Raw genomic sequence first — 16,128 nt, 5'->3', positions numbered from 1 at the left:
TTAATACTTTAAATTGATCACTTTAATTAAAGTAGTTTTTCCACCAGCTAGTATGGGTTGTAAACCATACCAATATGTGGTATTAATTTCTAAAGCCACATCATTATAACCTTTAGCATCACCATTAACCGTTTTATATAACTTCAAATCATTTTCTTTAATACCACGGTATAATCTATACTCTACGACATCCGAAGATTTTATTTTCCAAGAAAGATTTATGAAGCGCAATTCTCTGTCTACAATTCCAGAAAATTTTATGGCATCTTCGGTAATTTCTTTTCCATTCCAAACAATTGGTAAAACAGCTGTAGGTTCGCTTTCTAGACCAACCTTATCTTTAGCAATCATTGTGTAAGAATATGAGCCAGCAGACGGTATTGAAGCATCATTATAAATACTATCTGTAATATTAGTATTCTCAGCTATTTGCTCCCATAAATTTGCTGGGTTCGAATTATCTTTTCTAAAAATTACATGTGATGCTATGTCAGAACTACTACTAGGAATCCAATTAAGTTCAACTCCTTCATTAGTTACAATATACTTTGTAAGTACAGGTGCAGAAGGAGGGGTTATATCTGGTTTATCTACTACTAGTATTTCAGAAAAACTAGAACGATTATAACGGTAATCTTCAGCTTTTAGTTTAAAATACAATTTTTTGTTCAAATTTTTAATAGGAATAGTATCTGTAAATAGCTCTCCTATATGGGTAGTTTCTGTTATTTCAGTAAATTCGACATCAGGATTATTAGACTTAAATATTCGATAGCCTTTTAAATCTTCTTCTGAGTTTTTATTCCAGTTTAATTTAATAATACCAGTAGTATCCATTACAGCGGTTATACCTGTAGGAGGTGTTGGTGGTATAGAATCTACAGGCTGAACCATAGCAGTATAAGATTCACTTTCTACACCATTTTTACCAAGGGCTACTACGGTAAAATAATTTATCCTTTTTAGACCATTAATTGTTGTTTTACGGTCTGTAGGTGTTAAATTGTTTTTTACAGTTTCAAAGACACCTTTATCGCTATTAGATCTCCTTACCTCAAAACCTGTTATTAAATCATTTCCTTTTTCATCAAACTCCCAATACAAAATAGCAGTGCTATCGGTTGGAATTTCTTTTCTTGAAATACGCGGATAAAAACCTAAACTTTCCATTCCTTTTCCTGAAACAGTTTCTGAAACAGGCCCAGTTTCTCCAAAGGCAGTCTTACCTTTAATTCGGTAATAAAAAGTAGTATTGTTAGGTATGGAATCAGTATAAGAAAGTGAACTGCTGTTTCCATCTTTAGCTTCTTGTGTATTAAAAATGGGAGCACCATTCAATACTTCAAAAATCTCATTGTTTTCAGAACGTTCTATGCTGTAGCTGGTGTATAATTGCTGTAGTAAATGAAAATTCCAACGTAGAATAACACGCCTGTCTTCATAAGTTCCAATAAATCCGATAGGTTTTGGTAGCTCTTCAAAACTATCAAGGCTTGTATATATTGATCCGTTATTAATTTTAATAGTATCTTCTAATGGCACAGCAACACTAATAGTATACAAATAATTTTCACCTAAAACGGCAGAAGTATCTTCAAAAGCCCAACCAGCTAGTTTTGCAGCTTCATAATTTTGTTCTGCAGCTAACAAAGAAAAAGTAAAGCGTTGATCCAACTCATCACTAACAGCATAAATAGCACCTAAATCATTGTCAGGAGTAGTGGTTGTAAAACTATCGCCATATAATGCTTGAGCAATTACTGCAGCATTTTGGTCGTTAGTAGCTATAGCTTCCCATTCAGCTAGCGGCTTTGGCTTTAAAGGAGTAGAAAGTAATTGTTTTTTCTCAATAGGAAGTACTGCTTCTCCATTTCTAGAGATCGTACTTCTTTCGATTAAAAAACCGTACTCATTTGCTTTTTTCCAGGCAGATGGTTCGTCAACAGCCCATCGCAATAAAACTTTATTTTGTAATGTTCGAGATATTACTTGAACACTAGGGGTGTCTTGTGCTTTAACAAAAGAGGTTAATAATACGAATATGATTAAAAGATGCTTCACTTTTTTTATTTTTATTTTTTGACTTCAAAAACTTTAGTCAACAATTCAATTAGTTACGGTTAAAACTCTGTGTTTATTTCATTAAAAATTAAAGCACAGATTTAGTAATCAAAAGAGTGTTAATCATTTTTATATTTTATTTGATACCCTTTTTGATACATATTACCTGGTGTTCTATATATCAATTGAGCTTTAAAAGTACCCAAAGGTAAAGGTGGAAATGAACTATTAATTAGGTATTTGTATGTATCATACATACTTTGGTTACCTCCGTTAATAGTATATTTATTAGCAATTTTATTTCTTAAATAAACCATATCTAATTTATATTGATACGGCAAATTATATATAAATGGAATTCTGTTTTTTACCCAAGCAGAACTAGAATTTTGATCAATATTTGCTAAATACTCATCACCAATATAAAATGATCGAATAGGTGGTATACCTAAAATATCTTCGTCTCTATCTACCCTTATACTATTATCTAAAGGATAATCTTCATAAAGCAAACCATAAATTTGCTGTTTATAATACTGGTCATCTAAAATAGCTTGAGCGTAAATTAAAGGTTCTCCACCTGTATAATTATTGCCTAATATTTCCATTTTACTTAAATACTCATAATCGGCAACCTTAATAGATAGTGAATGTACATCTGCGTAAATAAAATTTGTAAGATTATCAACTACATTTAAATCGTTCACTTTATCTTTAAAAGAGGCATGAGTACTTGTTTTAAAGCTGTAATCAAGTATCGATTTTGGTGACCCATTTGAAATGGTAACATTTGCTGCTTTTTTACTTGAAATTACCGCACTACTAGATGTGTTTATGGTTTCTTTACCTTGACTATTGCTGGTAACATCATACCAATTTGTTTCTCCAGCATCTTCATTATCACTAAAAGCATCTGTTTCTACAATTATTATTTCCGTTTGAATATCTGCTCCTGGAGGAAAAGCGATTAAATTAAGAGCGTACGGATTATTCAAATTCATATCTGGTATGTCATAAAAAACAGTTGCTTTCCCACGATCATAATTTAAGTCGGTACGTATACCTTGTCCCGTATTTTTAGCAACAAACTCAGCTCGCATTTCATAACCACTATCAAAAAGATAATTTTGCGCAGTTATCATCTTAACATACCCTTTATTGTATTCTTCAGGATAAAAACTTTCTTGATCTAATACAGGATACATGTATGCAATATTTTCTAAAGGAATATGATCAGGTGCTTTATCTGTCATAAATGTAGATTCTAACCTTTCTACAGCTGGTTTTCCATTTTGGATTACAGTTTGGTATGAGCCTCCAATTTTTTCGTCAAAACTAACCTCAACAACAACTGTTACTTCTTTTTCTGATGGAAGTGTTTCAACAGGTTTGAAAGTAACAGCATCATTTGTGTCATTCCATTCTAACTCACCTTCTAATTGTTTTCCTTCAGAGGTTACTGTTAAATTTTTTAATCTAAGTTTAAAAGTTTTACGACCACTATCTAATTCTACTGAAAAATCCTTGTCTGCAGCATAATTAAAAATTGCTTGTGGAGCTGCAAAAACAGAAACGTCATTACCACCATCACGAGGTGTTATATCTGATATCATTGGTACACCGACAGCAGTATTAATATTTTCTAATACGCATTCTTCACCAATTTCAACTTTCATTCTCATGTTACCTTTTACTAAGCCACCTAATATGCTATAATACATGCCAACATGTCCTTGAATATATACAGGATTAGGAAATTGACCTCGTAGTAATGCTGCTACACCAGCTTCAGCAATTACAAACTTGCCTTTTATGAAAAACAAATCAACTTTAACGCCAAATTCACCATAGATATAAGCATAAACCTGCCCCATAGAATACCAGCCGTCATTACCAATTGGTCCGGGTCTTCCAACACATTTAGCATTAGGGTAGTACGCATGCATAACATCAAAACCAGCACCAACTTCAACAAATGCATAGAATAATTTCCAGTCAAAATTGTATCCGTAACCAAAGTTCAGGCCAAAAGCAAAACCTTTTCCAGCTTCTAATTGATTTTCTTGTCTATTTCCAGTAAATATATCATCACCTAATATTTTTGTAACCATAGGGTGTGGTGAAAGTTCAGAAGGAGAAGGCAAAACAGTTCCAGTCATAAAATAACCACCAACTCTTACCTGAGCCCCTGCATTAAAAAGTAATTCTATTCTACGTTTTGGAGTACCTAAATATAAATACCAATCTTGCGGACCTGTATGTATTTTTGCATAACCAGCAAGGTTATCTGTTCCGCCACCTTTTATACCTTCTAAATCAACATATAATTCGAACTCTCCATCAAAAGTGCCATTTACAAAATCTTTTTCAATACCAACATACACTCCAATACCTCCTGTTGATGCAACATCACGTACAGGTATAGCTTCTTGTGATAAGCCTAAGAAATTACCATACTTAGCATATTCTTTAGCCTTATCTTTATTTTTTTCAATAAAATCGTTGACTTTTGTAAACGTTTTACCGATTTCTGCGTTTGCATTTTCGGTTTTAAAACCTTTATCGTCACCCATAAAAGCACCTTCACCCATAAAACCAATTCGGTTTAATCCGCCGTGAGTATTAAACTCCATTTCTAAGTATGCTTTTGCTGCAAAAGTACTTTCATTTTCAGTGGTAATTTTTATACCAGCACGAACACCAAGCCCTGTATCCACATCAGGAACATAAACTGCTGATCCTGGATCAAAACCAGATGAATTACCGCTGGCTTTACGCATTTTGTTAGATACTCCACCAACAAAAGATCGTATTGGTAACTTAGTATCTCCAGTGCCCGTAGTCTCTTCTGTCCAAATGTCAACAAACCAATATCTGAAATCTGTTTTTCCGAACATGGCTCTACCTGAAGCACTAAATTTTAATTCTTCAAAAGTGGCCGTTAGGTTTCCAGAAAAACCATCACCATAGGTTGGGTCATCTTCCATAATTTCTAAACCACCTTCGATAGCAAAACCACTTTTTGAATATTTTATTTGAATTCCATCAACCTTTACTCTGCTAAATTTCCATTCTTGAATTTTAGCGCCATCTTCTAGCTTTCCTAAAATATTCATGCTTGTAGTAGCATGTGAGCCATCTTCATCTAAGTTAATCGCTAGGTCAAAAGAAAGGCCAATTTCTTGATCAGGAGTTACCAATTTTAGATCAGAAACAGATGCAGGGAAACCCATTAGCTGCATTTCTCCAGTAAATCCAAATGATGATGCACTAATTGGTTTTTTACCAGGCTCGGTTTCTAATTTTAGTTCTTGAAACTCAATACCTGGGAAAGTAAACCCTTTACTGTCTGCGGCAATTTCTTCTTTTGTTGGCGGCTCTTCACCTTCTTTTTGGTTTATTTTACCAGCAATAGATAATTGCCCCGTTAAGTTAGCATAAGGATAAACATTGCCTTCTTTTACATCAATTCCGATTCGAGAATTTTTTTCAAGTAAAATTTCTCCCATAAATACAGGCGCTTGGTAGTCATTTTTTCTACCAACCTCTAATCCCCAACCAGCCGAAGAAATATACCCTTCATACTCCATTGGTTCCTTTAAAATAGGGACGGAAACATCACCACCCATTGAGCCTCCTGTAACGGAGTTCATTGCTAATGATATACTTATATCTTCAACAGTAAACGCCCATTTTCCAGCAGAACCTTCTCCTATATTTAAAACGTTTTCTCCATAAAATTTACCAGAAACTCCTTGGCTATCTATAATTAAATTTTCGGCACCGAATTTAACTCGACCATCTGATTCTGCAGTGTTTTCGATACCTTTTGGTAGCATAATACTAATTTCTTTAGCATAGAAGCCACGCCACAGTTTTTGATTACTAGAATTGTATAAATTGTTGTAGGTTTCTGGTAACTGAAAGCTATCAGAAGAACGCGAATCACTCAAATCGAGCGTCGCATTTTCTATATGAAAACCCCAACCTTTAAGACCAACAACCTCAAATTTAGGTAACGTAATATCTTTTATCAATAAATCATTCCATCCATTAGCAGCTAAACTGAAAGATGCACCAACGTAGCACTTATTATCAATTAATTTATCTCCATCTTTATTTTCAAAATACTGATTTTCTGAAACAGTCCCACAAGTATATTCCCCTTGGTCGTCAATAGGTAAAAGCACATTTCTAGAAATACGTAAATCTCCTTCTAACCCAATACCTTTAAGTCCTTCACAATCAAACTCAACATATGATTGATCGGTAAAATTACCTGTTTTTAAATCGATACCGCCTTTTAAGGTTAGTAGCCAGTTATCTCCCTGAATCGGTATGGCTTGGTTGCCTAATAATACCAATTTCATATCGCCTAACAAAGCACCATCGTGTGACATTTTTATACCTTCAGCACCAAAGTAAAGCTCACGATCTGCGGCTCCATTTTCACCTTGTTCAGGTAATATTAGTTTTGCCCACGCCTTAAATTCGGCATATTGTGGTGTGAATTTGACTTGAACAATGGCTAATTCTACCGAGTTACCTGAGGTGGAATCTACTTTTTTACGTAAACCAACTGGGAGCTCTAACAACTCTTTACCGGTTAAAATATCAACAAAATTGCCTAGCTTTTTAAGTTCTTCAAAAGCTTTTTTTGCTTGCGCAACAATGGTATCTACTTTTGGGTTGGCCTCAAAATTTGCAGCAATAAACTCGGGTGTAAACTCTGGGCTATTTTTAGCTACACTTATATTAAAATTGTTGTTTTCTACTATTTTTTGGTCTAGAGAAGGGAAAGCACGGAATGTTTTAGTGCTTTCTACACTTCCTAAAGAGTTATCATTAGCCCCCTTTAAATCTGTGCTTAATGTAGTAGATGTAATAGGCAGAGCAGTTTTAGTACGCAAAGCATTTAATTGCTGCAGGTATTTTAACTGGCTAGCATTTGCTTTTTTAATTTTAACCGAATCACCTGGGTCTGTTGTAGCCGAAGTGAGATAGCTGGAATGTAGAGGTGTTTTTGCACTCCCTACAAAACTCCAAATTAGTACTAGTAGTAATAGGTATTTTTTATTCATAATTGTTGGTTATGATTGGTGTTTTTTAATTCTGCTACTTTATGTTTTAATGCCTGTAAAACACTGAACATTTCTTTTTTTACTGTATGATTGTCAAAACGAATAAAGATTACGCCTTTTGTTTCTAAAATGCCTTGACGGCGGCAATCGTAATCATATTTAGTATCGTGGCTGCTGCCGTCTATTTCAATGGCTAATTGTATTTCGTGGCAATAAAAATCTACTATAAATTCATTTATGGGTACTTGCCTATGAAATTCAACGCCCAATGCTTTCCCTTTTATTTTTTGCCAAAGTAAAACCTCCGACAAGGTGCTATTATTACGCAACTGCCTAGCATACTCCTTTAGTTTAGGGTTATAGGGTATTATGTTGTTGCGTTTTTTGTTCATAATTTAGTATCCCCTTTAGGGGATTATGGGGGTGTTATGTTTATTTTTTTGTACTGTTTTTCAAATTACTAGCATTGTTCAACCTTTTTACATCCCCCGCCCTGCGGGCACCCCCTTGTAAGGGGGAACTTATACGTTAACAATTGTCCCCTTGAGGGGACTGCCGATAGGCAGGGGTGTTTTACGCATGGTTATTATTTACTTTTTTCATATTATACTTAAATTACTACTGCTGTCACGAGCGTGACGCTCACGCTAGCGGGGTTACTTTATATTAATGATTCAACAACTACTTCATAATCTAATTCTGAAAAAATAAAACCTTTTAGTTGCATTTTTTCAATGGCATTTTTTAAATTTTCTGATACTATTTTACTGCCATCTATACCAATAGAAAAATCGTAATTATCTTGTAATACTAATTTTTTCCATTCTATTTTTTTCTTTGTTTTTTTCCAAACATCATAATCATATGCATCATATTCATCTGCATTTTTTAAACCAGTTACTCTTTCACCGTCTAAATAATATTCGCTTTTTTTATAGTTATAATTTTCTAACGGATTAGTAGGAAACTGGAATATCCAATACACTAATTTTTTGTCTTGATATAAAAGCCTAGTTTCATAAAAATGATAAGATGGTGCTATTTTAAAATTCTCTAATAATATTTTAAAATCATTAGAAATGTACCAATAACCGCCCCTTGGATAAACACCTATACCACCATGCACATCTTGTAGTCTCCATTCCCATTCATTTTCAGGCCCATAGCTTTGTAAATGAAAATAATCAAAGATTGGAGTGTTTAAAAGTATTTCTCTTTTACCTATTTTATCAAAATACATTTTGCCGTTAGGGACATACTGACCGTTGGCATGACCTAAGACCTTATCTTGTTCTGGAAATCTTCTTTCCATTTCTAATTTAAAATATTTCATGATTTAAAAATCTATAATATCGTTTACATCTTTATTACCTAATAAAACTTCTTTTTTAAGTGTTTCTTTTGTAGAAGTTATTAAATCTTTTATTTCATCTAAAGCTCTTTGTGGATTATTTGCATTACTAATAATGTCAGTAATTTTATCACTTATAGCGTCATTATATTGTTTGTGACTTGTATGTCCATTATTTTCTAATTTTAGACTTTTCTTTTGTATCATTATACCATTATCTATACTGTTAAAATCGAAGTCAAAATCAGGATCAGTTTTTCTTAGCTCAAACAAAAGTTCCTTTAGATCTGGGTTGTTCTTTAAAACATCAGCAGGTATTACATGATGTGCTTCAAAATTTACAAGTTCACCTTTTAAGTCGTACTTTTTGAAGGTATCTTTAAACCAATCTTCAAAACTCATATCTTTTAAAGAAATATCTGTTTTTTTCATGTGTTCAAAAAAGTCTTTTGCTAAATCTTTTGTTTCAGATAAGTCAATTATTTTTTTTCTAATTGTATTTCGAGCTTTATAAATAGCCTCGGCAAATTCATCGGCAGATTTGAAAACCTTGTTTCCAATTTTTAAAATATCATCTATTTTCTCTCCAAGTTTCTCAATTATTTCAGGAAGATCTTTTACAATTGCTGCTCCAGCCATTACGGTTACAACTGCATTACCTGTACCAAAAGTTACTTTATGGTTTCGCCTACCTATATCTGTTTCTTTGTTTAAAGTTTCTTTCCATTCTTCTGTACTATTACCCGTAGTTGCGGCGATAGTTACATCTACCAAAATTGGGAAGAAAGTAGAAGGGTCTTCACCTATTTGTGTTTTAATTTGGTAGAATTGGTTGTACATTTCCTCTCTAGCTTTTTCATTTAAAGCCAAATCTGTTACTTGTACACATAAACTAGTAAGGTCCGTAACCTTTTGAGCTACAACCTCAACACCTCCAGTAACTAAACCAGGAGCATGTATAGTAGCTGTGTTTTCTGTGCTCTCTAAATAGGTTTGTTCTTCAATCTCGGCAGTTTTTAAAAGACTTGTTAAAAGGCCTAATGCCTCTGTTGTAATTTTCCATCCTGCGGAATTTTCATCTATTTGTAGTGTTTTTCCATCTGCAAACACTTGAGTGTTATTGTTTAAAGAAATACCTAACTCCTTAGGTGTAATAGTAACTGTTTTAATTTTGGCTTCTTCAAAAAATAAATTTGCACTATTTTTAATTTTTGAAGCAATTTCTATGAGATTTGCAGTTTTATTTATTTTGGCAATATCAAAATTTAATTTTTTATTTAAACCTAACGCTTGGTATTGTAAAATTCCACTGTTATTATGTGTCAAGCGTATTTTTACCTCAGATGCATCTTCCCATATACCTTCATTAATTTCATTATCAGTGAGCGGAGTATCAATTTTTTCAATTGTACCATTTTTATCTAGCTTGTAAACATTTCCGTTTTTTGCGTACTCAACACTTTGGTTATCTCGCTTACCTTTAACAGCATCTTTTAAGATAGTTTCTATTGCAACAAGATCTATTGGTTCGGAATTATTATCCTTATTTATACAGTTTATTATTACTTGAAATAAAGTGTCAAAATATGGTGTTGAAGAAAGTGTAAAAATATTTTGTGTATTGTAGCTACATAATTCTGAATTCCAATTCGCTAAGTAATCGAAACAATCCAAAGTTTCCTCTTTAGTAACATACAATAGCTTTTTTGAGATCTCATTTGTTTCTGAATTAGAATTATCCAAAATTGCACTACTATTATTATTATTATTATTTGAATTATCCTGATAATAAATTATCATGCATTTTTGGCTTGCTTTTTCAGCAAACTGAAGTCGAAACTCAAATATATTTTTGGTTTTAAAGAAGGTTGAATTATTTTGGTTTCCATCAATTATAGAATTTATTTCTTCTGAAGCTTTAATTATTTCTGAATACTGATAATTACTTTCATTATTGTTTTCATTACACCCAGTTTCACAATGAATAATTGCATAGAAATTATTTCCTAGTTCTTTTAATTTGCTTTTAATATAATCGGCAAAAGGATCTGTTTGATTAATATTTATTTCCCCATCCTCTTCATCTTGAAACACATAAAACTTTAATGCAGGGTTATGCATTTGTGCCCAGTTCATGTGGTTTAAACCTGTAGCACCATCTTTGTAATCCATTAACCACTCGGTACTTCCTTCAACCGTACCGTATTCAGTAAATGGGTGTTGTAATGCAAAAACACCATGGCCTAGTTCGTGCGCAGTAACTGTAGTTACGTCTCCTTTAGCTTCTTCCCCTTTATTTAAACCACCATTAAAAACAAAACCAAATTGGCGTTGTAATGGCATAAAACCAGCTAGCGGTTTGGTGGTTTTAAAATCATCATTAAATACTAATACATAGTATTTGTCTTTATCATAATTAAACTGAGCTTTTATGTGTTTAATGAGTGCTTTTTGTTCGTCATTATACGCTGTTAACCAAGGGTTGTCTGCAATGGCAAGTGTTTCGTCAGCACCTAAAGCATCAGAACCTTTTAATGAGGCTGTTTCAGTTTCAAAATTAAAAGTCGCAACGCCTTTTTTGAAAATTTTAGCTATTTCGGTAGTGTTAGGTAAAGGAGCGTTATCTACAGAAACTAAAACAACATCAATAACTCTATCGGTTAAATGCCAAAGGGTAAATGCACCAGCAGTTAATTGTTTCGTAGTATCTTCTTTTGAAGGTACAACAGCATAAATAGTTTCACTTTCTGTGGTGTAATGGCCAGTAAAATTAAGGTCAATAGTATTGTTGCTTTCATTAATAACTGCAACTGGTATAAGCTCACCAGTTAATGTTTTAAATTTTAAGTCAGCTAGAGTATAATCTGAATTTGAATTGAAGGCTACTTTTGCAGTAACAGTAATTGTTTTCTTATTTTCTACTGCAATATGTGCTAAAGTATAATCGCTACCAGAGGCATCAAGTACTGTAGTGTACTCTTTCTTTAACTTATCATTAGCGCTCGTTGGCATTTGGTCGTACCCGTATATTCCTGTACTTTCAAAAGTTACTTGTATGCCTTGTGCAGTAAGTGATTCTAAATCACCATTTCTAGAAACACCAGTAACATTACCAGTTGTAACAGAGCCGCTTGGATCTATTTGTCCACCAGGTGTGATTGCTCCACCAGCATCAATATGGTATGTTTGTCCTGATTTATCTACAATTACTTTATCATCACCAAGTGGACTTGTTTCTGTAGCACCGTTTGCTGGGTTTGTTATGGTTACAATACCATCTTTTACCGAAATATAATCTGTGTATTTATCTTTAGGTATATCAAAATTTACACGAATTTCATCAAGGTCATTATCACCTTCAAATAATTCGCCAACTGCCTCAGCAGCATTGCTAACAGTTTCTATAGCATCGTCAACGTCTAAAAGGTTTTTTAGCGAAGGGTCATACATCGTAATTACAGTACCTTCGGCCATTTGCTTATCGGTATTAATTAAAATGTTAGTAAACTTTACCCCTACACGAATACTATTTAAATAGGGTATAGTAACATACCCTTTACCTGTAAACCTGCCGTTGCTACCACTAACTTCTAATACATGTATAGGAAAATCGCCAGCAGTAAATTTTTCACCATTTTCAATTGTAGCTAAAGGTTCTGTGTTGCTCAGTGTAAAATTTGGTGTAATACCGCATTCGTAAACACTCTCTTCATTATCGGCGATATGGGTGGTAAATTGCTTGGTAATACTCCAGTCGCTTTCGGTAACACTACATTTTTTTCGAATTTGATATTCGTATGTAGTTCCTGCTTTTAAATCCCAAAGCGATGTAGTGTTAGAAGACGTTTTGTTATAAAACCAGTCATTGTTATTTCCTTTTTTACGGTAGCGAACAGTATATTCTGGTACTTCGTTAGAAAAATCATCCCAAAAAATATTGGTAATAGTACTCCCTTTAACCTCATGGTTAATACTTAATGGCAAATCACAAGCACTTGCGTGGCTAAAAGAGAATATCTCACTATACCCTTGGTTTTTAAATAGGCCAATTTCTTCAATGCCTTGTTTTGCTTTTGCTTGTACACGCCAAGCATAATTTTTACCTGATAATAATAATGGATCACTCGGCCCAAAAACATAGGTTGTAGATGTTGTAGTTGTTTGAAAAATAGGAGGGGAGCTTAAAAAAGCCGCTTGAGGATCTATTTGCGTGTCCCAAATTTCAACCAAACTAAGTTCGTATTCCACATTCGTAACATTAATACTTCGTGGCGTCCATTGAAAAACAATATTTTGTGGGTTAGTTTCTGCTATATTGTCTTTATTTCTTGGTGATATAAGGAAAGGAGGTTCGTTTTTAAAAATAACACTAGTTACACAGCTTTTTCGAGAGAGACGATTACCTGTAGCGACATCGAAAATCTCAAAGCAAAATTGGTAGGTTCCTTCGGGTATAGAGTTGCCATATACATTTGGAGAAATACCTGTGATATTTTCAAATTTGAAGTATGGAGCTAGCTCTACGTTAGTTAAAATTAAAGGTGAGCCACCTTCTAGAAATAAAGGAGAGGCACCTGTAACAAAATCATTGCTTTCAAAGGTTAGACCACTGCCTTGAAAATAAACTTTTAAACGTACTTCTCTACTTTGTATATTTAAATCATTTAAAATTATTTGTACCCGCAACGGACTGTTTACAGTGCTAGCATCAGCATAATTAGATAGGTAAATAGGTGGTGGTGGCGTTGCCTGTGGTATAATCTGAACTGGAAAATTTTGGGCAAAAACACCAGTAATAAAAAAGTAAAAAAGCGAAAAAAGTAGCCCTTGCTTACATCTGAAAATTGTAGCAAATACGCTTTTTGGGTTTGTGTATGTTTTATTTTTTTTCATAGGATTTTTATTCCTCTAATTATCTTTTCACATTACAGAATGCTTGTGGTTTAAAAATATATGCCACCAGCATTCTTGCTATTACCTTTTTAGTTTTTGTTTATATATCGTAATTCAAAACTTTCAGGGTTTACCACTTTTAAAGATTTCTTATAATAGAAATCAATAATTTCATTTTCTAAATAGTCCTTTAATTTGGTAACATCTTTAGTTTCATCAAATATTTTATATGCTTCTAGCGTGTTACTTTCTTTAAACTCTCTTAAATAGCCTAATGGTTCAATTACAAAACTTATATCTGTAAATTCAGCAAATTTAGTTTCCATCCAACGGTGGCCTACTAATTTTTTCAAGCGGGTTTCTTGATCTTTTACAGCAAGTTTATAGTCTTGTGCTAACCCTAAATCTTCCGAAGTATAGTCACTTTCTTTTTTATTATGTAGTGGGTTGTTATCAACCTCAAGTTTAGCAGATACAAATAGGCGTTCAAGAGCGATATCGATTTTACGCATATCAATTTGTATTTTTCTGATGACCGCAAAAAGGGCTTTCTCGTAGGTTTCTTTAAAATCAGCGTAGCTATACAATTCTTTTAAGAAGGTTAAAGCACTTTCTTTGTAGCTTTCTTCTTTTCTTTCTTTTTTAGTAATTGCCAATAGTAATTCTAAATCATCTTTTTTAAATTTAGGAATATTGGCAAATTCAGAGCTATGAAAAACATTTGTTAATTGTTCATTAAGTTCTGCAGCAGTACCACTGTAGGATACATTTTTATATCTAAAACTCCATATATCATTTGTGGCTTTTTGTAATCGATGATCAATGTTTTTTTCTCCTTTATTAAGATGAAATTTAAAGTTGTCAAATGCGTAGCTATACCCAAAAGTTATGGTTAAATCGCGATTTGTATTTAAAACAGAATTACGAAATAGCATTAAAAAATTAAGACTTAAATTGTGTTTTTCGAACCAAACATAATTACTGCCTAATCTAAAATTATAAACATTGTTTTGTTGTTCGCCGTTACTGTATGATGTGTTGTAAGAACTAGAAAAATTAGTTCGTAATTGTTTGTCAAAAAATTGTTTACCTATAGCTAATGTAGGTCCTAGAGTTAAACTTTTGTCTTCACCAGTAGTGTTAAAAGATGTATTTGCAGCTAATGAAATATTCAAATTTTTATCAGGATAGCCTAAAGTATATGCGGCCGTTCCATTATAAAAAGCACTTTCTCCACCATCTATAGTTTCTCCCTCTTGCTCATTGTTTGAGTTTTGATATACTAAATTAAGATTAGTGCTTTGCTGCTTTTGTTCCGTCTGCTTAAGAATATAGTTGATTCCTAAATTTGCATTTTGTGACACTTGGCGGTAGTTTAATGTATCTACATTATCAAGAGCACCTACTTGGTTGATATAATCGAATTGATCACGGATATTGGTATACGATTGAAAGTTTGAATACGACCCATTTAATGTCAATTTTTCTGAAGCTGTTAAACTAGCATTAATAGCACTAACAATACGTTGTTGTTCTGACGTTTTTGCTTTATCTAAATTATCTTGCTGTAAACCCGCATTAACGCTTAAGTTAAGTTTATTATTAAAAATAGTTTGGCTTGCATTTACAGTAATATTTTCTAAATCATTATTAAAATAATAAGCTCCTAGAGTTTTATAATCAGGGTCTATGCGTTCATATCCAACTCCTAAACTTCCGTTACCTGCAGGGTAATTAAAAGAAGCATTTATCGCATTGTAATAATTAGTACTAATGTTTTCTTTCAATAAAAAAGAAAGCAGGCCGCTATTGGGCCTTTCTTCTGTTAATCGAGAATCTTCAGTGACACCAGAAATTGCATATTCTATATGAATATTGGCCTTATCAAAAACTCTAAAATCAGATTCGAAAGATACTACGGCATTATCTTTTGGTGATAAATTTAATTCTGTAGGAAAAGGTTCTGTTATAGATTCGGCATCATCAGAGGCTTTAAATAAAATAACACCCAACTTCATAAAATCAAAATCATAAGCTGTCTTTAGGCCAAACCCCTTTCTTTTATACGATGTAATTCCTCCTTGCGCTATGGAGTCATATTCTGTAGCTTTTAAAAAACGACCATACATTGCGCTCACTTGAAATTTACCTTCCGGATTTAACTCAATGCCACTACCTGTAAATTGATGACCGCTAAGTGTATACGGAGAAAAGGTCATGCTAACATCTCCAATGTGTGCTGTTGCCCATTTATAAGAAGGGTGAAGACTTAATCGATTAAAGCTAAAGGGGCTAGGGAAATCAAAATTTTGATTAGAGTATGTAAAAGAAAGCGGAATATTATATAAGCCCGCAATATTGAAATTTAAATTTCCGGTAAGGTAATACGTAAGGTTTTGACGATCTGCAGTGCCATCATAATAAACCCCATTTGCAGAAATACCACCGTTATATCGTAACCACTTTTCTTTATCAAGTTGATCGAAATTTATACTTTGTGCAAAGCAGTAAGAACAACACAAGAAAAATAGAAGTAAAAATTTAGCCAATAGGAATGCGATTAAAAGTTAAAAATAAGTTAAATATAGTTAGGTGACATAAAATATTCGACGAACGGTTTGAAATAATTTTCTACATAAAAAACGAATTTAATATTTACTTATTATGATTTGTAGTAAATATGTAACGCCATGTGCGAATGTGGCTTAATTATTCGTTAGTCTATTGTGCAAAATACTACCT

6 protein-coding genes are annotated in these 16,128 nt (G+C 33.1%); all 6 read right to left on the bottom strand.

Annotation, left to right across the window (positions count from 1 at the left end; all coding sequences use genetic code 11):
- Window positions 1-2,061, bottom strand: coding sequence for a fibronectin type III domain-containing protein (locus tag H0I23_RS12735; protein ID WP_216783675.1), 2,061 nt, complete (start codon window positions 2,059-2,061; stop codon window positions 1-3).
- Window positions 2,062-2,180: 119 nt separating this feature from the next.
- Entirely contained in the window at window positions 2,181-7,142 is a 4,962-nt protein-coding gene (locus H0I23_RS12730) for a hypothetical protein (RefSeq protein WP_216783674.1), read from the bottom strand.
- Window positions 7,139-7,534: an endonuclease domain-containing protein gene (locus H0I23_RS12725; protein WP_216783673.1), complete on the bottom strand. Its 396-nt coding sequence runs from the start codon at window positions 7,532-7,534 to the stop codon at window positions 7,139-7,141. The genes H0I23_RS12730 and H0I23_RS12725 overlap by 4 nt, the downstream gene beginning before the upstream one ends.
- Window positions 7,535-7,803: 269 nt before the next feature.
- Window positions 7,804-8,475: a hypothetical protein gene (locus tag H0I23_RS12720; protein ID WP_216783672.1), complete on the bottom strand. Its 672-nt coding sequence runs from the start codon at window positions 8,473-8,475 to the stop codon at window positions 7,804-7,806.
- Between the two features lie 3 nt (window positions 8,476-8,478).
- Complete coding sequence (locus tag H0I23_RS12715; RefSeq protein ID WP_216783671.1) at window positions 8,479-13,386, bottom strand: AHH domain-containing protein; 4,908 nt, start codon at window positions 13,384-13,386, stop codon at window positions 8,479-8,481.
- Window positions 13,387-13,475: 89 nt separating this feature from the next.
- On the bottom strand, window positions 13,476-15,935 hold the full coding sequence (locus H0I23_RS12710; protein ID WP_216783670.1) for a hypothetical protein: 2,460 nt from the start codon (window positions 15,933-15,935) through the stop codon (window positions 13,476-13,478).
- Window positions 15,936-16,128: the final 193 nt, after the last annotated feature.

It is taken from the genome of Cellulophaga sp. HaHaR_3_176 (assembly GCF_019021925.1).
Classification (GTDB): Bacteria; Bacteroidota; Bacteroidia; order Flavobacteriales; family Flavobacteriaceae; genus Cellulophaga.
The sequence above is the reverse complement of the archived record's forward strand: the minus strand, read 5'-3'. Positions and strand labels throughout refer to the sequence as shown.